The sequence below is a fragment of the Enterobacter sp. 22499 genome, assembly GCF_052044815.1.
Classification (GTDB): Bacteria; Pseudomonadota; Gammaproteobacteria; order Enterobacterales; family Enterobacteriaceae; genus Enterobacter; species Enterobacter bugandensis.
Map to the genome: position 1 here is coordinate 297,772 of NZ_JBQENR010000003.1, position 21,412 is coordinate 319,183.

The window sequence follows — 21,412 nt, forward strand, 5'->3', positions numbered from 1 at the left end:
CATGAGCGATAACAACGCGGCCCGTAAGGGCGACGAGATTATTCACTCCAGCATTTTTGCTGACATCACCAGCATTGTGGCGGAAGGTGCCGCCTATGCGGTGATCGGTGCGGCAGTAGGCGCAGCAGCAACCGTAGCGGCGCCATTGCTGGGGGCGGGGGCAGCAGCTGCAGGCGTGGCAGCAATTGGATCCAGTTGTCTGTTAAGCGGCATCATTGGCGGCGTGCTGGCGAACGTGGCGGGTATCACAGACGATATCAGTAACGCCGCGGAAGGGTTAGGTAATGCGCTTTTCCCGCCGTCGCCTGCGGGCAAAATCACTACCGGTTCGAATAACGTTCTGACCAACGCAATCCCTGCCGCGCGTGCGGCAGGCACGCTCACGCCCGCCGATACCCCGTCCCCTGAACCGCAGTCGCCGGGCAGCTTTGCCGATTACGCGGGCATGCTGCTTTCCGCCGCCGGACAGTTTGGCAGCGAAATGTGGCAGCCGAGCGTGGCGTCTGCCGCTGCGGGAACTTCGCCGCTGGAAAAAGACAAGGTGGCGTGTGAAAAACACTCCGGGCCGCAGTATCTGGCGGAAGGCTCCAAAAGCGTTTTCATCAACGGCCAGCCTGCGGTGCGCGCGAAAGATCGCACCACCTGCGAAGGCACCGTTTCCGACGATGTCTCTCCTAACGTGATCATCGGCGGGGACACGCTCACGGTCCGCGATATCAAAAGCGGTAAAACGCCGGGTCTGGCGCTGGGGATGATTGCGCTCTCCCTGCTGCGCGGTCGTCCGGGCAAGATCCTGAAAAACATGCCCTGCGCGCTGGCGGCGGCTGGCGGCGGGATGCTGGCGGATATGGCGGTGAACGCCGTGTTTGGCTCCTCGCACCCGGTTCACGCCGCTACCGGCGTGAAGGTGCTGAATGACGACGACGAGCTCGATTTCTCGCTGCCGGGGCGCTTTCCGCTGCGCTGGCAGCGCAGCTATAACAGCCTGACCACCCGCGAAGGGCTGTTCGGTCTGGGCTGGGCTACAATCTTTGACAGCTATCTGACGCTGGAAGATAACAATGCGACCTGGTTCGATGAAACCGGTCGCGAGCTGAGCTTTGAACTGCCGCCGGTCGACCGCGCGTTTTACAGCATCAGCGAAGGCATCATTATCCGCCGCAATGAGAACGGCGACGTGGCGATTGCCGACGACGACGGCGCGGTGTGGCGTCTGTACAAACCGACCCGCGCGAATCCTTCTATCCTGCGTCTGGCCTCCCTCAGCGATGAATACGGCAACGCGCTGCTGACGGCGTGGGACGAGCACGGCAGGCTGGTTGGTCTTCACGACGAGCCGCGGGCGATAGACGTCACCCTGCGCTATGAGGATGAACGTTTCCCGCAGCGGGTTACCGCAGCCAGCCATTTCGACGGCAACCAAACCTGGCCGCTGATGCAGTGGGGCTACGATGCGCGCGGCCAGCTGGCGAGCGCGACGGACGCCTCCGGCGTGGTGACGCGTGAATACCGTTACAACGACCACGGCCTGATGGTCTGGCACCGCTTGCCGGGGGGGCTGGAGAGCGAATACCGCTGGAAACAATTCGACCACTGGCGCGTGGTGGAAAACCGCACCAGCACCGGCGATGGCTGCCGCTTTAGCTACGATTTAGACGCGGGGCTGACGACCGTCGAGCACTACGACGGCCAGACGCGACGCCACTACTGGAACGCGCAGAATCTGATTGTGCGTTACGTCGACGAGCGCGGTGAAAACTGGCGCTACGAGTGGGACGATAACGAGCTTCTGACGCGTCGCATCGATCCGCTCGGCAATGCCGTCACCTTCGTCTACGACGAGATGGGCAACCGGGTGCAGGAGATCGACGCCGATGGCAATAACCGCACCACCACCTGGCTGGAGCACCGTGCGCTTCCGGCGTCAATCATTGAAGCAGACGGCAGCGCGACTCGCTTCTGGTACGACGAACACCACGGGCTGAAGCGCGTGGTGGATCCGCTGGGGCAGACCACGCAGCTGCGCCGGGACGAGTTTGGCCAGGTTGTGGAAGAGATCGATGCCGCCGGCAACAGCCGCTATCAGGAGTACAACGAGGCCGGGCAGATTGTCCGTTCGACGGACTGTTCCGGGCGTATTACCCGCTATCGCTATCACCCGCTGGGCTGGCTGGTGGCAGAGATTAGCGCCGACGGTGAAGAGACGCGCTACCGCTACGACGCCGCAGGGCGCCCGGTGCAGCTCGATCGCCCGGAAGGCTGGACTGAGTCGCTTAAATGGAACGAACGTGGCCTGCCGGTGAAGCATGCGGGCGCCGACGGGAAAGAGAGCGAGTTCAGATACGATGAGGCGGGGCGCTTAACCGCCACCCGTAATACGCAGGGTGAAGAGGTCCGTCGCCGCTGGGACAGCCGCGGGCGTCTGATTGCCCTGGAAAACGAAAACGGCGAAGCGTACCAGTTCCGCTGGGGCGCTGACTCGCTGCTGCTGGAAGAGGTAGGGCTTGATGGCGTGGCCTCGCAGTATCGCTATGATGCCTGCGGACGCACGATAGCGCGCACGTTTGCCGCCGGCCATCCGGAGGCCATCACCCACGCCTTCGCCTGGAGCGCGAGCGGCCAGCTGGTCGCCCGCACCACGCCAGAAGGGCAGACCCGCTACCACTACACGCCGTCCGGGCTGTTAAGCCGGATTGGGCTGCATCCGGCGCTTTCAGCCGACGCATGGACCACCGAGGCAGAGCAGGAGCTTGCCTTTGAGTATGACGCGCTTGGTCGCGTTACGCGCGAAGCGAGCGAGCATGGTGAGCTGGCGTGGGGATATGATGCGCTGGGCAACCGCACCTCCGTTACGCTGCCCGATGGCCGCGAGCTGAAGCAGTTCTACTACGGCAGCGGGCATCTGCTCAGCATTGCCCTCGATAAGCTGTCGGTTTCCGACTTTACCCGCGACGAGCTTCACCGCGAGACCAGCCGCACGCAGGGGCTGCTGACCACCCGCAGCGAATACGACCGCCTGGGCCGACTGCATCGGCGGGACGTCTTTAACGGCAACGCCCAGCGCCCGTCGCCGCGCCGCTGGTCCCGCCGCTGGGATTACGATTACCGTAATAACCTGGTTCGCGAAGAGCGGGACGATAATCCGTTCAGCTGGTACCGCTGGCAGTACGACAGCGCCGGGCGTCTGCTGGTTCAGGACGGCACGCTGCCCGGACAGGAGCAGTGGCGCTGGGATGCAGCCGGTAATCCACTCGAAGGATCTGCTGAGAAGGTCACGCACAACCGCCTGACGCAGCTGAACGGCATTCGCTGGCGCTATGACATTCACGGACGCACCGTGGAGAAGGACAACGGCCAGACCCGCTGGCACTACCGCTACGATGGCGAACATCGCCTGACGGAGGTCATCAGCCAGCCGCGGGACCGCAACAGGCCGCAGACGCAGGTCAGCTTCCGCTACGATCCGCTCGGGCGACGCATCAGCAAAACGCGCCGCCAGATGCTGGGCGGCCAGCCAACCGGTAAGCCTGTCACCACGCGGTTTGTCTGGGAAGGGTTCCGCCTGCTGCAGGAAGTGCACGGGGAAGTGCCACTGACCTACGTCTACAGCGATCAGGACAGCTACGATCCGCTGGCGCGTATCGACGGGGTTGATGCCCCGGAAATCTTCTGGTTCCACTGTCAGCCGAACGGCACGCCGGAACGGATGACGGATAGCGAAGGACAGGTGCGCTGGGAAGGGGTGAACAGCGCCTGGGGCAAGCTGCTGCGGGAAAGCGAGACGCAAGTATCAGGATATTCTCAGAACCTGCGCATGCAGGGGCAATATCTGGACCGTGAGACAGGGCTGCACTACAATCTGTTCCGGTATTACGACCCGGACTGCGGAAGATTTACGCAGCAGGACCCGATAGGGCTGGCGGGGGGGATAAACCTTTACCAGTATGCGCCGAATGCGCTGAAATATATTGACCCTCTTGGCTTATCATCAACCACTTTCTATCATGCTGGTGATATTCGGGGCGAGATTAATCCTTCTATGGGGAGGCATGGATTAGATTTTAATCCTTCTAATCAAGGTGGTTTTTACGTAACTACTGATAAATCACAGGCTATTAAATGGGCAGAGTTGAGAGGACATCCTACTATAACGCAATTTGATATACCGAATTCAGAACTCGATAAACTAAATATAAAAGTATTTGAGTCTGCTGATAATGAATGGGCTAAATTTGTAACTCAGGGTAGAGCCAACACACTTGCACATAGTTATGATGCTGTAAGTGGACCAATGTTAGCAAACCCAGGTGCTGTAAAAAAAGGAGGAAAGGCTAAGCCCATAGGTTCACAGTTTGCTATTTTCTCAAATAAAGCAGCAACCGTGTTTGATCGTTATAAAGTAAAAAAAAGGTGTAAAGGGCAATGAATATTATCGATGGTATCCAATTCAATGATTCTAATGAAAGTGTTATTTTTAATTACTATAGTTGGGTTGAGTTGATTAAAGCGATTATTGTTAAATATGCGAATAAAACAGAGGGAGAGGCTGAGCGTATAGTATTAGCCTCTCCACTTGTTCGTATTACGGAAAATGATTACATGTCTGTGGCTTTGCGCAGTCATGAAAGTGAATATCATTGGGCAATGCTAATTGCTTATGGTGATCAATATTGGACAAAGGGAGTTTCACCAGATGAACCTGACGGATACTTTGAGTGGGAAAAAGAATACAAGAAAAAAAATAATCTGGCAGAGGATAACTTTATTTTTAGGGATTAAGTGAAAGAAAAAAGTTTAAGAAGTAAGATCTTGTCAGTTTTATTGTATGTTATGGCGTTATTATATTGAAGCATATAGTAATATATCATAGTGATCCCTTTTTAAGACTTAAAGCTCCGCTAAGAATTATAATGTAATCTTATACTATAAGTGGATTCGTCTCTGTAGAACAAACGGAGGATTTAATTATTACTTGCGATAAGTCTAACTGAGAGGCAAAGGATGAGCACAGTTTACGAAGTTATTTTGGCCCTATATAAAACCACTCGAAGAGATTGACGCAGCGATACCTGCTCATGTTGAGTGGTTAAAAAAGGGGGATTCAGAGGGGATTTTCCTAGCGTCCGAAAGCCGGTTCCTAAGAAACGATAGGGACATATTCGCTAAGAGTGAGAGTCTTGCCTCTCTTAAAGAGCATTTATGCGAGGATCCTTTTCAGGCTTTAAAGCTTGCGACTGCATCATTACTTTTGAACCCTGCTTGGAACAGAGCTCTTAGACAATGTGATTTGACTCCGCAATAAAAAAATCCACGCCAAAGCGTGGATTTTTTTCATTCAAAACAAATCAAACGTTAAACAGGAAGTTCATCACGTCGCCATCTTTAACGATATAATCTTTTCCTTCCGCACGCATCTTGCCTGCTTCTTTCGCGCCTTGCTCACCCTTGTAGGTAATGAAGTCTTCAAACGCGATAGTCTGCGCACGAATAAAGCCCTTCTCGAAGTCGGTGTGGATCTTACCAGCCGCCTGAGGCGCAGTCGCACCGACAGGGATGGTCCACGCACGCACTTCTTTAACGCCAGCGGTGAAGTAGGTCTGCAGGTTCAGCAGCTCATAGCCCGCGCGGATCACGCGGTTCAGGCCCGGCTCTTCCAGACCCAACTCGGCCATGAACTCTTCACGGTCGGCGTCGTCCAGCTCGGCGATATCGGACTCAACGGCTGCGCAAACCGCCACAACCACAGAACCTTCTGCCGCGGCGATTTCACGGACTTTGTCCAGGTACGGATTGTTCTCGAAACCGTCTTCGTTAACGTTGGCGATGTACATGGTTGGCTTCAGGGTCAGGAAGCTCAGGTATTTGATCGCCGCTTTGTCTTCGTCAGTCAGGTTTTTCAGCGCTCGCAGCATGCCCGCGTTTTCCAACTGTGGCAGGCATTTTTCCAGCGCAGCCAGTTCCGCTTTCGCGTCCTTGTCGCCGCCTTTGGCTTTCTTCTGCACGCGGTGAATTGCACGTTCGCAGGTGTCGAGGTCAGAGAGCGCCAGCTCGGTGTTGATAACGTCGATATCGTCAGCCGGATCCACTTTGTTGTTTACGTGGATGATGTTGTCGTTCTCGAAGCAGCGCACAACGTGGCCGATCGCTTCAGTTTCACGGATGTTGGTCAGGAACTGGTTGCCCAGGCCTTCACCTTTGGATGCGCCTTTTACCAGGCCCGCGATGTCCACGAACTCCATGGTGGTTGGCAGAATGCGCTGCGGCTTCACGATTTCCGCAAGCTGGTCCAGACGCGGGTCCGGCATTGGCACCACGCCGGTGTTCGGTTCGATGGTACAGAACGGGAAGTTCGCCGCTTCGATACCCGCTTTGGTAAGCGCGTTAAACAGGGTGGATTTGCCCACGTTTGGCAGACCGACGATACCGCATTTGAATCCCATTTCTAAATCACCTTAATATCTTGATAATCAATCCGTTAACGATAACCGATTGATGAAAAGTAAATAACTACGCCTATTATACACGTAACCCGCATGACGCGCGGTAAAAAAGCCGTATCGGGCGGATTATTGCGCTTTGAAAGCGTGTAAGCGATTTGTCGCTTTGGTTAAGCCGTCTTGCAGCCAGATTTCAGTGCAGCGCGCCGCTTCGTCTACCGCCTCGTCAATCAGTTTTTGTTCGGAAACCGGGGGTTTACCGAGCACGAAACCGACAACTTTGTTTTTATCGCCCGGATGGCCGATTCCCACGCGCAAACGGTGGAAATTCGGGTTATTGCCCAGCTTGCTGATGATGTCTTTAAGACCGTTGTGGCCGCCGTGCCCGCCGCCCAGCTTGAATTTTGCTACGCCAGGCGGGAGATCCAGCTCATCGTGGGCGACCAGAATTTCATCCGGGTTAATGCGATAAAACGTTGCCATCGCCGCCACCGCTTTACCACTCAGGTTCATAAAGGTGGTCGGCACCAGCAGGCGAACATCCGCGCCAGCAAGGTTGATACGTGAGGTGTAGCCGAAGAATTTAGGTTCTTCACGCAGGGGAGCACGTAACCGTTCGGCCAGCAGATCGACGTACCAGGCTCCGGCGTTGTGGCGGGTGGCCGCATACTCCGCGCCCGGGTTGGCGAGGCCGACAATCAGTTTAATCGTCACGATTCAATTCCTAATGGGTTCCAGATCTGGCGCGTAGTTTACTGTCTGGCGCGCCGCTTGACAAAATTCTGCGGTTATCCCGGCGAAATTCGAATAATTACTCATCTGAACAATTAGAATTTCAAACTGTTCAACGCCTTATTTGTAAACTTTTGTCTGTGCGTTATCCGTAATTGTGATCATTCACGCAACTCATAAAAGGGGCGTTGTCTATACTTTACACACAAGGATTAGGGGCTTTTCCCCTGACAACCCAAAGTTCCGGAGGTGACATATGAAACGCAAAAACGCTTCGATGCTCGGTAACGTGCTAATGGGGTTGGGACTGTTCGTGATGGTAGTCGGCGTAGGTTATTCCATTTTAAACCAACTGCCGCAGCTTGATCTCCCACAATACTTCGCGCATGGCGCGGTATTGAGCATCTTCCTCGGTGCAGTATTGTGGCTCGCCGGGGCGCGCGTAAGCGGACATGAGGAAGTGTGCGATAAATACTGGTGGGTGCGCCACTACGACAAACGCTGTCGTCGCGACCAGCATAAGCACAGCTAGTGCCTGATTAAGAACATCGAAACGACTCCATCCGGAGTCGTTTTTTTTTGCATAGCATATTGACCCTCACGTAACGTAAGGCTCCAGAGTGGTGGCACTGGCAAAGTAAAAAGGAGCAGTTATGTTGATTCAGGTGGGTGAGCTGGCGAAACGAGCCGGTATCACCGTGCGGACATTGCATCACTACGAGCAAACAGGGCTGTTGCTGCCTTCTGCCAGAAGCGCGGCAGGTTACCGGCTTTACAATCTGGCGGATGTCCAGCGTCTGCACATGATCCAGGCGCTGGCAAAAGCGGGGCTGGAACTTGCCGAAATCAGGGATTTTCTGGAAAAGGAGTCGCTGTCGTTGACCGAGCTACTCGATGCGCAAATCACGCTGCTGGATAAACAGCTGCGCAGCATACACACGCTGCGCGACCGGCTGGTGGAGCTGCGTACCGGGCTTACCGACGATGCGACGCCGGATCTGGAGTCCTGGCTACAGACTCTGGAGTTAATGAATATGTACGATCGCTGGTTTAGCAAAGAAGAATTACAGCAGTTGCCGTTTGCGGTACAGAAGGATGCGCTGGCGGCTATCTGGTCAGGGCTGGTGGCAGAGGCTAACGCGCTGCTGGAACAGGATATACCCGTTACTGACACGCGGGCGATGGATCTGGCGACACGCTGGATGGAACGTCTTGAACAGGACACGGCGGGCAAGCCGGAGTTTCTCACCCGGCTGAACGAGATGCACAGCGTAGAGCCACAGATGCAGGCGCAGACCGGCATCACCCCGGACATGACAGATTACATCACGCGGGCGTTTGCGGAATCTAAGCTCAGCATATGGGAGAAGTATCTCACTGCCGAAGAGATGGCTTTTACCCGGGCGCATTACTTTGACCGCATGATGGAGTGGCCGCCGCTGGTGGCGAAACTGCATCAGGCGCAGCGGGACAATATCGCTCCTGACTCGAAGGAGGCGCAAAAGCTGGCTGAAAACTGGCTGGCATTGTTCCAGTCCTACGCAGGCACCAACCCCGAGACCCAGCAAAAGTTTCGTACGGCTATGCAGCAGGAGCCGCATCTGATGAAAGGAACCTGGATGACGCCTGCCGTGCTTGCATGGCTCCAGCAGGCGATCGGGGTGATGATGCAGAGACGTTTCTCTGCATCAGATAATTCACAGATCCGCTAACGCGGCTTCACGGTTAGGATAAAAGGCAAGGCGGCCAGGGATCGGCTGCACGCCCGCACGCGCCATGGTGCGCAGGGGCTGGAATTCCAGGTTGCTGACCCGCAGCTCGCAGCCTTCCGGCAGACGTTTCACAAAGCGCTGGAAGGCATCCAGACCGCCGGCATCCAGCACCGGGACGGCATCCCACTTCAGCACCACAACCCGTTTCCCCGCGATGCGGGACTCCAGATCGCTGAACAATCCTTCCGCCGCGGCGAAGAATAGCGGGCCAATCACGCGCAGCACCAGCACATCCTCAGGCACCTCGACGTTTACCGACGAGAGGCGCGTCATCTGCGCGATGCGGCGCATAAACAGCAGGGAAGCCAGCACGATCCCGACGCTGATGGCGATAACCATGTCGAACAGCACGGTCAGCGACATGCAGATTAGCATCACGATGATGTCGTCTTTCGGCGCGCGACGCAGCAGGTTCACCACCTTGTGCGCCTCGCTCATGTTCCAGGCCACCATCAGCAGCAGGGCGGCCATGGCGGAAAGCGGCAGCCAGGAGAGCAGTGGGGCAAGGATCAGCAGCGCCAGAATCACCAGCACGGAGTGGATAACCGCTGAAACGGGGGAGGTCGCACCTGCGCGCACGTTTGCCGCAGAACGGGCGATGGCTGCCGTGGCGGTAATCCCGCCAAAGAATGGTGCGATGAGGTTGCCTAAGCCCTGACCGACCAGTTCGCTGTTGGCTTTGTGCTTGGTGCCGGTCATGCCGTCGAGCACCACGGCGCACAGCAGGGATTCAATCGCTCCCAGCATCGCCATAGAGAACGCGGCGGGCAGCAGGGCGCGAAGGGAATTCCAGCTCAGGGTGAAGCTCGAACCAGGCATGTCCCACGGCAGCACCAGCTGCGGCAGCAGCTGCGGAATGCCGTTACCCTGCGAACCGTCCGCCAGAACATAGTGGAACTGCGAGCCGATAGTCGCGACATGACCGCCGAACATATTGACGATAGCCATCACCGCGCAGCCCAGCAGCAGGGCGGGCAGATGGCCCGGCAGGCGAATACCGAGGCGAGGCCAGACGATCAGCGTCCCCAGGGTGACTATTCCGATGGCGGCGTCGCCCAGGTTGGCCGTTGGCAGCGCCATAAACAGCGCCCCCACTTTTTGCAAATAGTGTTCCGGAATATGAGCCATCTGCAGGCCGAGGAAATCCTTGATCTGCATGGTTCCGATGGTGATCCCAATCCCCGAAGTGAACCCCAGCGTCACGGAAAGAGGAATATATTCAATCAGGCGACCAAAACGGGCCAGACCGAACAGAATCAAAAAGACGCCGGACATCAGGGTGGCAACCAGCAGGCCTGCCAGACCAAACTGTTGTGAAACCGGGTAGAGGATAACCACAAAGGCGGCGGTCGGGCCGGAGACGCTGAAGCGCGAGCCGCCCGTCAGGGCAATAACAATCCCGGCAACGGCCGAGGTATACAGACCGTACTGTGGCGCAACGCCGCTGCCAATCGCCAGCGCCATCGCCAGCGGGATGGCAATAATTCCGACGGTGATCCCGGCAATCAGGTCACGGATAAAGCGTGACGAGGTGTACTTCTCTTTCCAGCAGGCGTCGATGAGGGCGCGAAAGGGCAGAACATGTGAGGAGGCTACGTTTTTCACAATTATCTATCATCCGTGTGCGCATCATCTGTCATATGAATGGCAGGTGAAGGAGGCATTAATCATACAAATAAAACCCAGAGACAAAAAAACCCGCCGCAGCGGGTTTTTTGGCCGTGTTCGATTAGTGTTCGAACATTGCAGAGATGGATTCTTCGTTGCTGATACGACGAATCGCTTCGGCCAGCATCCCGGACAGGGTCAGGGTACGCACGTTTGGCAGTGCCTTGATCTCGTCGCTCAGTGGGATGGTATCGCATACCACAACTTCGTCAATGACGGAGTTGCGCAGGTTGTTCACGGCATTACCGGAGAAGATCGGGTGGGTCGCGTAAGCGAACACGCGCTTGGCACCGCGCTCTTTCAGCGCTTCAGCGGCTTTACACAGCGTACCGCCGGTATCGATCATGTCGTCAACCAGCACGCAGTCGCGGCCAGCCACGTCACCGATGATGTGCATCACCTGAGAAACGTTAGCGCGCGGACGACGCTTGTCGATGATCGCCATGTCGGTATCGTTCAGCAGCTTAGCGATAGCACGGGCACGTACCACGCCGCCGATGTCCGGAGAAACCACGATTGGGTTGTCCAGGTTCAGCTGCAGCATGTCTTCCAGCAGGATTGGGCTGCCGAATACGTTATCAACCGGGACGTCGAAGAAGCCCTGGATCTGCTCTGCGTGCAGGTCAACGGTCAGTACGCGGTCAACGCCGACGCTGGACAGGAAGTCAGCGACAACTTTTGCGGTGATTGGCACACGCGCGGAACGGACGCGACGGTCCTGGCGGGCATAACCAAAGTAAGGGATAACAGCAGTGATACGGCCTGCGGAAGCGCGACGCAGAGCGTCGACCATAACAACCAGTTCCATCAGGTTGTCGTTTGTTGGAGCACAGGTGGACTGGATGATGAAAATATCACCACCGCGTACATTTTCGTTAATTTGTACGCTGACTTCGCCGTCGCTAAAGCGACCTACGGCGGCGTCGCCGAGGGAAGTGTACAGGCGGTTGGCAATACGTTGTGCTAGTTCCGGGGTGGCGTTACCAGCAAAAAGCTTCATATCAGGCACGAGAAGAACCTCAGGCATGCGTCCAGTGGTGGATAGCGTTCGCCGCAAACTGCGGGGCCTAAGCGAAGGCTATCCAGGCGGTGTATTAAAGAGCGCGATGCAACGTCTGGAACAGGGTGACGTTGTCACCGAAACTCAGTCTGCGCCAGAATGGCCTGCTGTAGGGGGGAGGTGTTCATCCCGCGCGCTACAAAACCATGCAGCCAATCCGGCGCTTGCTCAAGCACCTGACGGGCGGCGGATTCGGTGTCAAATTCAGCAAAGACACAGGCCCCTGTACCGGTCAGGCGCGACGGCGCGTATTCTAACAGCCAGGAAAGCACCGCATCAACCTCGCGAAAACGTTTTCTTGCGATATCCTCGCAATCGTTGCTGAATTCACAATTTAATAACGTTTCTATTGACCGTACCAGGGTATTTCTTTTCAGGTCAGGATCTTTAAAGATGACCGGGGTCGGAATGCTCACGCCGGGGTGGGCAACCAGATACCATTTCTCCGGCGGGTTGACCGGGGAGAGGATCTCGCCCACGCCCTCGGCAAAGGCCGCGTGGCCGCGAACAAACACAGGGACATCTGCGCCCAGCGTTAAGCCCAAACCAGCCAGTTCATCCGTCGACAGCCCGCAGCCCCAGAGGTGGTTCAGCGCAACCAGCACGGTGGCGGCGTTGGATGAGCCCCCGCCGAGACCGCCACCCATCGGCAGACGCTTCTCAATGCGGATATCCGCACCGCTTCCCGCCGGCAGACGGCCCGATTCCGCGGCGGCTTTCATCAGCAGGCGCGCGGCGCGGACGATCAGGTTGTCCTCATGCGCCACGCCGTCGACCGGCGTCAGCAGGCAAATCTGCCCATCCTGACGCGGCTCGATGGCAATCGTGTCGCCATAGTCAATAAACTGAAACAGCGTCTGCAGAGTGTGATAGCCGTCAGCACGCTGGCCGGTGATGTATAAAAACAGGTTCAGTTTTGCCGGAGAAGGCCAGTGGGTCATCATTTAACGATCCAGTTGTCCATTTTCAGCTTGATGCGCTGGCTGCCCTGGGTCAGCTCCATGTTTGATGGCAGCGAGGGTTTACTCTTGCTGTCATAGGCGCTGTACACCACTTTCCAGGTTTTGCCGTTCTGGGTGTAGTTGACCTGGCTCAGACGGTATTGATCGTCAAGCGTATAGTCGGTCGCTTCGCCCGGCAGGCCGAGGATCCACTGGCGCAGGCTGTTCAGCGGAATTGGCATCCCGGTCAGCTTGCCAATCATCTCTTCAGCATCGGTCGCCGTGTAGTGCTGGCCTTTGTTATCGGTGATCTGCGCTTCGCCCGGTTTGGCGATAAGCTCCAGCTCGGTGCTGCCAAGCGGGTTCAGCAGCAGCAGGCGATAGTTGTCCTGCCCCGTTTGCTGCCAGAAGAAGCGGGCATAAACCTTTTGTTCGTCAGAGAGATACGCGAAGGCGCCGCGCGTCTGGTACTGCTTCAAATTAAGGACGTCCTGCTGGTGCTGACGCCACTGCGGTGAATCAGGGCTTTTGCCCGGGCCTTTTGGTTGGGTGACAGTACAGGCGGTCAGAACCAGTGCTGCCAGCGGCAGCAGGCGAATCAGTCGGGTCATAATGAGGACAAATCCTTGAGATACGTTGCAGTTATAACTGTTAATGCTAGCGCCCCGCAGTGCTACCGTCTACGTTCAAATTATCTCAAAGCGTTGAGTAACCTATTACTCCGAAAGGAGGCGGTCTCTTTTATTGATCTCGCGCATCCTGTATGATGCGTCCTGCTAACCTTATTAACGCTGGTACTACTCCCGCTCAACATGACCCTATTAGCACTCGGCATCAACCACAAAACGGCCCCGGTTTCGCTGCGAGAACGCGTTACGTTTTCGCCGGATACGCTTGACCTGGCGCTGGACAGCCTGCTTGCACAGCCGATGGTGCAGGGTGGCGTGGTGCTTTCGACGTGCAACCGTACCGAGCTGTATTTGAGCGTGGAAGAGCAGGATAACCTGCACGACGCGCTGATCCGCTGGCTATGTGACTACCACAATCTCAACGAAGACGAGCTGCGCAACAGCCTGTACTGGCATCAGGATAACGATGCGGTCAGCCATCTGATGCGCGTCGCCAGCGGTCTGGATTCGCTGGTGCTTGGCGAGCCGCAGATCCTCGGCCAGGTAAAAAAAGCCTTCGCAGATTCCCAGAAAGGGCATCTCAAGGCCAGCGAGCTGGAGCGTATGTTCCAGAAGTCCTTCTCCGTGGCGAAGCGTGTGCGAACCGAAACCGACATTGGTGCCAGTGCGGTTTCTGTTGCTTTCGCGGCTTGTACCCTTGCACGGCAAATCTTTGAATCCCTGTCGACCGTCACCGTGATGTTGGTAGGCGCGGGCGAAACCATCGAGCTTGTGGCGCGCCATCTGCGCGAGCATAAAGTGAAAAAGATGATTATCGCGAACCGCACCCGCGAACGCGCGCAGGTGCTGGCGGACGAAGTGGGTGCCGAGGTGGTTGCGCTGAGCGATATTGATGAACGTCTGAAAGAGGCGGACATTATTATCAGCTCTACCGCCAGCCCGCTGCCGATCATCGGTAAAGGGATGGTGGAGCGTGCGCTGAAATCCCGCCGTAATCAGCCAATGCTGCTGGTGGATATCGCCGTTCCGCGCGATGTTGAGCCAGAGGTTGGCAAGCTGGCTAACGCCTATCTTTACAGCGTGGATGACCTGCAAAGCATTATTTCGCACAACCTCGCCCAGCGTAAAGCGGCGGCGGTGCAGGCGGAAACCATTGTTGAGCAGGAAACCAGCGAATTTATGGCCTGGCTGCGCGCGCAAAGCGTCAGCGAGACCATCCGCGAGTACCGCGGGCAGGCGGAGCAGGTGCGTGATGACCTGACTGCCAAAGCGTTAGCGGCCCTGGAACAGGGCGGCGACGCGCAGGCGATTATGCAGGATCTGGCGTGGAAGCTGACCAACCGCCTGATCCATGCGCCAACCAAATCTCTTCAACAGGCTGCCCGTGACGGGGATGATGAACGCCTGACTATTCTGCGCAACAGCCTCGGGCTGGAATAGCGCCCTATACCCATTTTCTAAGACAAGGTGCACTTACGCCTATGAAGCCTTCTATCGTCGCTAAACTGGAAGCTCTGCACGAGCGCCATGAAGAAGTACAGGCGCTGCTCGGCGATGCCGGGACTATCGCAGACCAGGAACGTTTTCGCGCGCTTTCGCGTGAATATGCGCAGTTGAGTGATGTATCAAAATGCTTTACCGACTGGCGACAGGTTCAGGAAGATATTGAAACCGCGCAGATGATGCTCGACGATCCTGAGATGCGCGAGATGGCGCAGGAAGAGCTGCAGGATGCAAAAGCGCGTTCCGAAGAGATGGAGCAGCAGCTTCAGGTGCTGCTCCTGCCGAAAGATCCGGACGATGAACGTAACGCGTTTGTCGAAGTGCGCGCCGGTACCGGCGGTGACGAAGCGGCGCTCTTTGCCGGGGATCTGTTCCGCATGTACAGCCGCTACGCCGAATCGCGCCGCTGGCGCGTGGAGATCATGAGCGCCAACGAAGGTGAACATGGCGGCTACAAAGAGGTTATCGCCAAGATCAGCGGCGACGGCGTGTACGGACGTCTGAAGTTTGAATCCGGCGGTCACCGCGTGCAGCGCGTTCCGGCCACCGAATCTCAGGGCCGCATTCATACCTCCGCCTGTACGGTGGCGGTGATGCCGGAGCTGCCGGAAGCGGAACTGCCGGACATCAACCCGGCGGACCTGCGCATCGACACCTTCCGCTCCTCCGGGGCGGGTGGTCAGCACGTTAACACCACCGACTCCGCCATCCGCATTACCCACCTGCCGACCGGCATCGTGGTGGAGTGTCAGGACGAACGTTCGCAGCACAAAAACAAAGCCAAAGCGTTGTCCGTGCTGGGCGCGCGCATCCACGCGGCGGAAATGGCGAAGCGTCAGCAGGCGGAAGCCTCTACGCGTCGTAACCTGCTGGGCAGCGGCGATCGCAGCGACCGTAACCGCACCTACAACTTCCCTCAGGGGCGCGTGACCGACCACCGCATCAACCTGACCCTGTACCGTCTGGACGAGGTGATGGAAGGGAAGCTGGATATGCTGATTGAGCCTATCGTGCAGGAATACCAGGCCGACCAGCTGGCGGCGCTGTCCGAGCAGGAATAATGGATTTTCAGCGCTGGTTACGTGAGGCGGCCGCTGAGCTTTGCAAAAGCGAAAGCCCGAAGCGAGACGCCGAAATTTTGCTTGAGCATGTGACGGGTAAAGCCCGCACGTACCTGCTGGCATTCGGCGAAACTGAGCTAACTGCAGAGCAGGAAGCACGGCTCGCCGCGCTCCTTGCCCGCCGTAAAAACGGCGAGCCGGTGGCGCACCTTGTCGGTGAGCGCGAGTTCTGGTCGCTACCGCTTTACGTCTCGGCGGCGACGCTGATCCCGCGTCCGGATACCGAGTGTCTGGTGGAGCAGGCGCTGGCACGTTTACCCGCAGCGGCCTGCCGCATTCTCGATCTCGGTACTGGCACTGGTGCTATCGCGCTGGCGCTGGCCAGCGAGCGGCCTGACTGCGATGTGACGGCAGTGGATGTGATGCCCGACGCGGTGGCGCTGGCGCTGCGTAATGTGGAACGTCTCAGGCTCAGCAACGTAACGGTGCTGCAAAGCAGCTGGTTTGCCGCGCTGGAGAACCGCTCATTTGCGATGATTGTCAGCAATCCTCCTTACATTGACGAACATGATCCGCACCTTGCGCAGGGAGATGTTCGCTTCGAACCGCTGACGGCGCTTGTGGCCGCCAACGCGGGATTAGCCGATCTTGATCACATTGTGACAACGTCACGAGAGCATTTGCTTCCCGGCGGCTGGCTGCTCGTGGAGCATGGCTGGACGCAGGGAGAATCCGTGCGGGCACTGTTTACCCAGGCAGGCTACGCCGCTGTCGAAACCTGCCGCGACTACGGCGGCAACGAACGCCTGACGCTGGGGCAGTGGTCTTGAGTGCCGGGTATCTGCCATTTACTGATAAAGGCGTAAGGCTGACTGAAAGGCAGTTTGGCGTTATCATCTACATCGTTTTGAGTTTTATCGCGCCTGAGCGTCATTGTTCGCTCAGTCGTTACTGGGGTAAGTCATGAGGTCCTTAGCCGATTTCGAATTTAATAAAGTGCCGCTTTGCGATGGCATGATCCTGATTTCGGAGATGATACGCGACGATTTTACGTCGCAGTACGTCTACGATGAGCTGGAGAATCTGGTCAGCCTGGCGCGTGAAGAGATCAATCAGGCGCGCCCGCAGGACTGGCAATTAGAGAAGCTTCTGGAGCTTTTCTACGGCGAATGGGGTTTCTGCGACACGCGTGGCGTGTATCGCCTGTCTGACGCATTATGGCTGGACCAGGTCTTAAAAAATCGTCAGGGCAGCGCCGTTGCGCTGGGCTCTATTTTGCTGTGGGTTGCGCACCGCCTGGATATTCCACTGGTGCCGGTTATTTTCCCGACGCAGATGATCCTGCGTGCGGAGTGGCTGGACGGTGAGATGTGGCTCATTAATCCGTTTAACGGCGATACGCTGGACGAGCATACGCTGGACGTCTGGCTGAAAGGCAACATCAGCCCGGTGGCCGAGCTCTTTAACGAAGATCTCGACGAAGCCGACAACGCCGAAGTCATTCGCAAGCTGCTGGATACGCTGAAGTCAGCGCTGATGGAAGAGCGTCAGATGGAGCTGGCCTTGCGTGCCAGTGAAGTACTGCTGCAGTTTAATCCGGAAGATCCGTACGAAATTCGCGACCGCGGGCTTATCTATGCCCAGCTCGACTGCGAGCACGTGGCGCTGAACGATCTGAGCTATTTCGTCGAGCAGTGCCCGGAAGATCCGATTAGCGAAATGATTCGCGCGCAGATCAACGCGATCTCGCACAAACAAATTACACTGCATTAATCTTAATTCCGATTCACACCTGAATAAGGCGATCCTATGAAACAAAAAGTGGTTAGCATTGGTGATATCAAGGTAGCAAACGACCTGCCGTTCGTGCTGTTTGGCGGTATGAACGTGCTGGAGTCCCGCGATCTCGCCATGCGTATCTGCGAGCACTACGTGACCGTGACCCAGAAGCTGGGCATTCCGTACGTGTTTAAAGCCTCTTTTGACAAAGCCAACCGCTCCTCCATCAACTCTTACCGTGGCCCTGGCCTGGAAGAGGGGATGAAAATTTTCCAGGAGCTTAAGCAGACGTTTGGCGTGAAAGTGATCACCGACGTGCATGAGTCCTGGCAGGCGCAGCCTGTGGCAGACGTGGTAGACGTAATCCAGCTTCCGGCGTTCCTGGCGCGTCAGACCGACCTGGTTGCCGCGATGGCGAAAACCGGTGCCGTGATCAACGTGAAAAAACCGCAGTTCGTGAGCCCTGGCCAGATGGGTAACATCGTCGATAAGTTTATCGAAGGCGGTAACGACAAGATTATTCTGTGCGACCGTGGCGCTAACTTCGGTTACGACAACCTGGTTGTAGACATGCTGGGCTTCAGCGTCATGAAGAACGTCTCTAACCAGTCGCCGGTGATCTTCGACGTGACCCACGCGCTGCAGTGCCGCGACCCGTTTGGTGCAGCCTCTGGCGGCCGTCGTGCTCAGGTGACCGAGCTGGCGCGCGCCGGTATGGCGACCGGTCTGGCAGGTCTGTTCATTGAAGCGCACCCGGATCCGGCTAACGCGAAATGCGATGGCCCATCCGCGCTGCCTCTGGATAAGCTGGAGCCGTTCCTGAAGCAGATCAAAGCGATTGACGATCTGGTGAAAAGCTTCGACGAGCTGGATACCAGCAACTAATAAAAAAACCCGCTTCGGCGGGTTTTTTTATGGGACATATTGCCGGGTAAGCGCAGCACCGCTGGGCAAAAAGACTACGCAAAGATCGTCATCAAATACGCTACAAACAGCGCCATATGCGCCGCGCCGTTCAGGACATTGGTGCGGCCAGTGGAGAATGAAATCTGGCACAGCAGCAGCGAGGCCACCATCACAATCATCTCCGGCGCGCCCAGCGCAAACTGCAGCTCGTTACCGGTCATAAAGGCGATCAGCGTCACCACCGGTACGGTGAGTGAAATGGTCGCCAGCACGGAGCCGAAGAACAGATTCATCGCACGCTGCACCTGATTGTTCAGCACCGCCTTCAGCGCACCTAAACCCTCAGGGGACAGGATCAGCAGCGCCACCAGGAAACCGGTAAAGGCCACCGGCGCGTTCAGTTCGGTTAACAGCGTCTCCAGCGGGTTGGCGTTCATCTTGGTGACTGCGATAACCGCAATCAGATGCACGATCAGCCAAACCGTGTGCCACGCGCTGCTGTGGGCCGACGGCTTGCCGTGGTGCGGGTCATCGTCGTCGCTGTCGTCTTCATGCTCATACACAAACAGGCTCTGGTGCGTTTTGGTCTGAATGAGCAGGAACACGCCGTACATGGCGGCGGAAATCAGCGCGACCAGCAGCGCCTGGCCGGTGGAGAAGTTTGCGCCCGGCAGCGCCATCGGGAAGACCAGCACGATAATTGCCAGCGGGAAGAGGGCAATCAGATACTGTTTAATGCCGAAAAGATTCATGTACTGGGTCGCAAATTTGCGTCCGCCCAGTAACAGAGAGAAGCCTACCAGGCCGCCCGTCACAATCATAATGATGGAGTAAAGCGTATCGCGCATCAGGGTCGGGGCGGCATCGCCGGTTGCCATCAACGCGGAAATCAGGCTGACTTCGAGAATAACGACGGAAAGGCTGAGAATTAAAGAGCCATAAGGCTCGCCCAGGCGGTGGGCTAATACGTCCGCATGGCGAACGACGCTAAATGCACTGGTTAAAATACCCACCAGGGCAAGAATATTGATACCAACCACCACTGGCAGTGACTGACTGCTTCCCCAGAAGAGCAGCACAGCCAGTGCCAGAACCGGGAAAATGAGAGACGTCTCCTTGTGGCGGGTTTTTACCGCCTCGTGTGTTGCTGTCATGTGCTTCTCCATCAATGCAGGTGCTTGTAATTATAGATAGATTTTAAGGGCAATAAATTAACAGAAATCTGTTAAATAACCTTTGTTTTTTACTTAATTTTACCCTTTATTATGGTTTTCTTGTTTAATGCCTATAATAAGATATTTCTTTTAAATATATATTTAATAACAATGAATTATGGAATTCATCCGCTCATTGTTTATGACCGGCTGGCACACCGGCGTATCGTCGTCCACACTTAACTCTTTAGGCAAAAGAGAGGTTAGTGATGCCATATAAAACGAAACGCGAATTACCCGATAACGTGAAAAACGTCCTGCCCGAACATGCGCAGGATATCTACAAAGAAGCGTTTAACAGCGCCTGGGATCAGTACAAAGATAAAGACGATCGGCGGGATGATGCCAGCCGGGAAGAGACGGCGCACAAGGTCGCCTGGGCCGCAGTAAAACATGACTATGAGAAAGGAGACGATGATAAATGGCATAAAAAGAAATAGCCGTGAAATTATTCGCTGCCTTCATTTTGACTTTTCAGGCGGTTGAACTGCCGTTGTATTGCAACTGGTCCGCTAATTGCTTATCGTAATTTGACTGCTGGCAAAATGACCAGCACAGAATGCCGGGAAGGCGAATTACAGATGTCGCAAGGAAGCATGCAGTGGCGGAGGTGGAAAGTGTTAACGCGTGATTTCTTAATGAAGGCAGATTGTAAGACGGCATTTGGTGCTATTGAGGAATCGCTTCTCTGGTCAGCTGAACAACGTGCGGCGTCGCTCGCTGCCACGCTTGCCTGCCGCCCGGATGATGGCCCGGTATGGATTTTTGGCTACGGTTCACTGATGTGGAACCCGGCTCTCGAATTTGTTGAATCGGCAACCGGCACGCTGCCCGGCTGGCATCGCGCATTTTGCCTGCGCCTGACGGCCGGACGCGGCAGCGCCTGTCAGCCAGGGCGCATGCTTGCACTAAAAGAGGGCGGACGCACCACGGGCGTCGCGTATCGCCTTCCGGATGCAACGCTCGAAGAGGAGCTGACGCTGCTCTGGAAGCGCGAGATGATCACCGGCTGCTATATGCCGAGCTGGTGCAAGCTGGAGCTCGACGACGGGCGCACCGTTAACGCGCTGGTGTTTATTATGGATCCGCGCCACCCGCTGTATGAAGCGGACACCCGCACGCAGGTGATTGCCCCGTTAATCGCCGCCGCCAGCGGGCCGCTGGGCACCAACGCGCAATATCTCTTCTCCCTCGATCAGGAGCTGACCCGCCTCGGCATGCAGGACGATTGTCTGAATGAGCTGGTGGTGAAAGTGAAGGCGCTGCTGGAAGGGAACCCGCTCAACAGCACGCTGCGACCGGGTTTTGCCTGAGAATACGCCCGGCGAGCCGGGCGTTTAAATTATGCTGCCACGTAGCTGACCGAATGCTCCAGCGACTGGCTGTGGCTGTCGATCAGCACATCCCACGTGCCGGTATACGGCACGGTAAGCCAGGCCTTGTCATCCTGCACGGTCAGAATATCCGCCTGGGATTGTTTCTGTGCTTTCGCACTCATCAGATGAATACGACAGCGCTCTGAGCAACGCACCACCACCGTATCCCCGCCAAACAGTTTCAAACTTGTTTTCACCAGTGCCATTTTCTACCCCGTCGATTTTGCCCATCCCGAGCGTGATGTTGTTCACAAAATACTCATTGCATAACACCAAAGCGGGGAGCGAGGGATGCTGATTTTGATCAAAAAATGGCATAACGATTAAACAAAAA

General features: G+C 56.4%; 19 protein-coding genes and 2 pseudogenes. 13 read left to right on the plus strand and 8 right to left on the minus strand.

Annotated elements, in window-relative coordinates; translation table 11 throughout:
• Nucleotide 1 precedes the first annotated feature (1 nt).
• The 3 genes and pseudogenes from ACTJI7_RS12610 to ACTJI7_RS12620 all read left to right on the plus strand — a co-directional run bounded on the left by ACTJI7_RS12610 (nucleotide 2) and on the right by ACTJI7_RS12620 (nucleotide 5,291).
• Complete coding sequence (locus ACTJI7_RS12610; protein ID WP_136431208.1) at nucleotides 2-4,426, plus strand: RHS repeat-associated core domain-containing protein; 4,425 nt, start codon at nucleotides 2-4, stop codon at nucleotides 4,424-4,426.
• Nucleotides 4,423-4,779: a hypothetical protein gene (locus tag ACTJI7_RS12615; protein ID WP_063154403.1), complete on the plus strand. Its 357-nt coding sequence runs from the start codon at nucleotides 4,423-4,425 to the stop codon at nucleotides 4,777-4,779. The genes ACTJI7_RS12610 and ACTJI7_RS12615 overlap by 4 nt, the downstream gene beginning before the upstream one ends.
• Nucleotides 4,780-5,001: 222 nt before the next feature.
• Nucleotides 5,002-5,291 (plus strand): annotated as a pseudogene (locus ACTJI7_RS12620) (YciI family protein).
• 54 nt (nucleotides 5,292-5,345) lie between these two features.
• On the opposite strand, the gene ychF reads toward ACTJI7_RS12620, so the two are convergent.
• On the minus strand, nucleotides 5,346-6,440 hold the full coding sequence (gene ychF / locus ACTJI7_RS12625; protein WP_003856650.1) for a redox-regulated ATPase YchF: 1,095 nt from the start codon (nucleotides 6,438-6,440) through the stop codon (nucleotides 5,346-5,348).
• 126 nt (nucleotides 6,441-6,566) lie between these two features.
• Nucleotides 6,567-7,151 carry an aminoacyl-tRNA hydrolase gene (gene pth / locus ACTJI7_RS12630; protein WP_008499504.1) on the minus strand — a complete coding sequence of 195 codons (585 nt, stop codon included), beginning with the start codon at nucleotides 7,149-7,151 and terminating at the stop codon, nucleotides 6,567-6,569.
• 274 nt (nucleotides 7,152-7,425) lie between these two features.
• On the opposite strand from pth, the gene ychH reads away from it, so the two are divergent.
• Together ychH and ACTJI7_RS12640 are read left to right on the plus strand one after the other, a co-directional pair.
• Entirely contained in the window at nucleotides 7,426-7,701 is a 276-nt protein-coding gene (ychH, locus tag ACTJI7_RS12635; protein ID WP_028013466.1) for a stress-induced protein YchH, read from the plus strand.
• Between the two features lie 121 nt (nucleotides 7,702-7,822).
• Nucleotides 7,823-8,881 (plus strand): MerR family transcriptional regulator, encoded by a 1,059-nt coding sequence (locus tag ACTJI7_RS12640; RefSeq protein ID WP_063154402.1) that lies wholly within the window; start codon nucleotides 7,823-7,825, stop codon nucleotides 8,879-8,881.
• On the opposite strand, the gene dauA is transcribed toward ACTJI7_RS12640, so the two are convergent.
• The 4 genes from dauA to lolB all read right to left on the minus strand — a co-directional run bounded on the left by dauA (nucleotide 8,867) and on the right by lolB (nucleotide 13,221).
• Nucleotides 8,867-10,546 (minus strand): C4-dicarboxylic acid transporter DauA, encoded by a 1,680-nt coding sequence (dauA, locus tag ACTJI7_RS12645; protein WP_063154400.1) that lies wholly within the window; start codon nucleotides 10,544-10,546, stop codon nucleotides 8,867-8,869. The two genes, ACTJI7_RS12640 and dauA, sit on opposite strands and share 15 nt — an antisense overlap.
• Nucleotides 10,547-10,670: 124 nt before the next feature.
• Complete coding sequence (gene prs / locus ACTJI7_RS12650) at nucleotides 10,671-11,618, minus strand: ribose-phosphate diphosphokinase (RefSeq protein WP_003856663.1); 948 nt, start codon at nucleotides 11,616-11,618, stop codon at nucleotides 10,671-10,673.
• Nucleotides 11,619-11,743: 125 nt separating this feature from the next.
• The gene (ispE, locus tag ACTJI7_RS12655; protein ID WP_440669384.1) at nucleotides 11,744-12,613 is read right to left on the minus strand and encodes a 4-(cytidine 5'-diphospho)-2-C-methyl-D-erythritol kinase; all 870 of its coding nucleotides are present in this window, start codon (nucleotides 12,611-12,613) and stop codon (nucleotides 11,744-11,746) included.
• A complete protein-coding gene (gene lolB, locus ACTJI7_RS12660) occupies nucleotides 12,610-13,221 on the minus strand; it encodes a lipoprotein insertase outer membrane protein LolB (RefSeq protein WP_028013462.1) in 612 nt (203 codons plus the stop codon). Before lolB ends, ispE begins: the two co-directional genes overlap by 4 nt.
• Nucleotides 13,222-13,422: 201 nt before the next feature.
• Here lolB and hemA point away from each other — a divergent pair, with 201 nt between their 5' ends.
• From hemA to kdsA, 6 genes and pseudogenes are all read left to right on the plus strand, one after another.
• On the plus strand, nucleotides 13,423-14,679 hold the full coding sequence (gene hemA / locus ACTJI7_RS12665) for a glutamyl-tRNA reductase (protein WP_021240361.1): 1,257 nt from the start codon (nucleotides 13,423-13,425) through the stop codon (nucleotides 14,677-14,679).
• Between the two features lie 41 nt (nucleotides 14,680-14,720).
• Nucleotides 14,721-15,803, plus strand: coding sequence for a peptide chain release factor 1 (gene prfA / locus ACTJI7_RS12670; RefSeq protein WP_021240360.1), 1,083 nt, complete (start codon nucleotides 14,721-14,723; stop codon nucleotides 15,801-15,803).
• Nucleotides 15,803-16,633, plus strand: a complete 831-nt coding sequence (gene prmC / locus ACTJI7_RS12675) for a peptide chain release factor N(5)-glutamine methyltransferase (protein ID WP_045261109.1) — start codon at nucleotides 15,803-15,805, stop codon at nucleotides 16,631-16,633. Before prfA ends, prmC begins: the two co-directional genes overlap by 1 nt.
• Nucleotides 16,634-16,635: 2 nt before the next feature.
• Nucleotides 16,636-16,725 (plus strand): annotated as a pseudogene (locus tag ACTJI7_RS12680) (siroheme synthase); the annotation flags it as partial.
• A gap of 41 nt (nucleotides 16,726-16,766) precedes the next feature.
• The gene (gene sirB1, locus ACTJI7_RS12685) at nucleotides 16,767-17,576 is read left to right on the plus strand and encodes an invasion regulator SirB1 (protein ID WP_028013460.1); all 810 of its coding nucleotides are present in this window, start codon (nucleotides 16,767-16,769) and stop codon (nucleotides 17,574-17,576) included.
• 36 nt (nucleotides 17,577-17,612) lie between these two features.
• On the plus strand, nucleotides 17,613-18,467 hold the full coding sequence (kdsA, locus tag ACTJI7_RS12690) for a 3-deoxy-8-phosphooctulonate synthase (RefSeq protein ID WP_028013459.1): 855 nt from the start codon (nucleotides 17,613-17,615) through the stop codon (nucleotides 18,465-18,467).
• 74 nt (nucleotides 18,468-18,541) lie between these two features.
• On the opposite strand, the gene chaA is transcribed toward kdsA, so the two are convergent.
• Nucleotides 18,542-19,642: a sodium-potassium/proton antiporter ChaA gene (gene chaA / locus ACTJI7_RS12695; protein WP_008499517.1), complete on the minus strand. Its 1,101-nt coding sequence runs from the start codon at nucleotides 19,640-19,642 to the stop codon at nucleotides 18,542-18,544.
• Between the two features lie 269 nt (nucleotides 19,643-19,911).
• On the opposite strand from chaA, the gene chaB reads away from it, so the two are divergent.
• Both chaB and ACTJI7_RS12705 read left to right on the plus strand, forming a co-directional pair.
• Nucleotides 19,912-20,142 (plus strand): putative cation transport regulator ChaB, encoded by a 231-nt coding sequence (chaB, locus tag ACTJI7_RS12700; RefSeq protein WP_014884191.1) that lies wholly within the window; start codon nucleotides 19,912-19,914, stop codon nucleotides 20,140-20,142.
• Nucleotides 20,143-20,319: 177 nt separating this feature from the next.
• Nucleotides 20,320-21,015, plus strand: a complete 696-nt coding sequence (locus ACTJI7_RS12705; RefSeq protein WP_028013457.1) for a gamma-glutamylcyclotransferase — start codon at nucleotides 20,320-20,322, stop codon at nucleotides 21,013-21,015.
• 29 nt (nucleotides 21,016-21,044) lie between these two features.
• On the opposite strand, the gene ACTJI7_RS12710 is transcribed toward ACTJI7_RS12705, so the two are convergent.
• Nucleotides 21,045-21,284, minus strand: coding sequence for a DUF1883 domain-containing protein (locus tag ACTJI7_RS12710; protein ID WP_013096243.1), 240 nt, complete (start codon nucleotides 21,282-21,284; stop codon nucleotides 21,045-21,047).
• Between the last annotated feature and the right edge of the window lie 128 nt (nucleotides 21,285-21,412).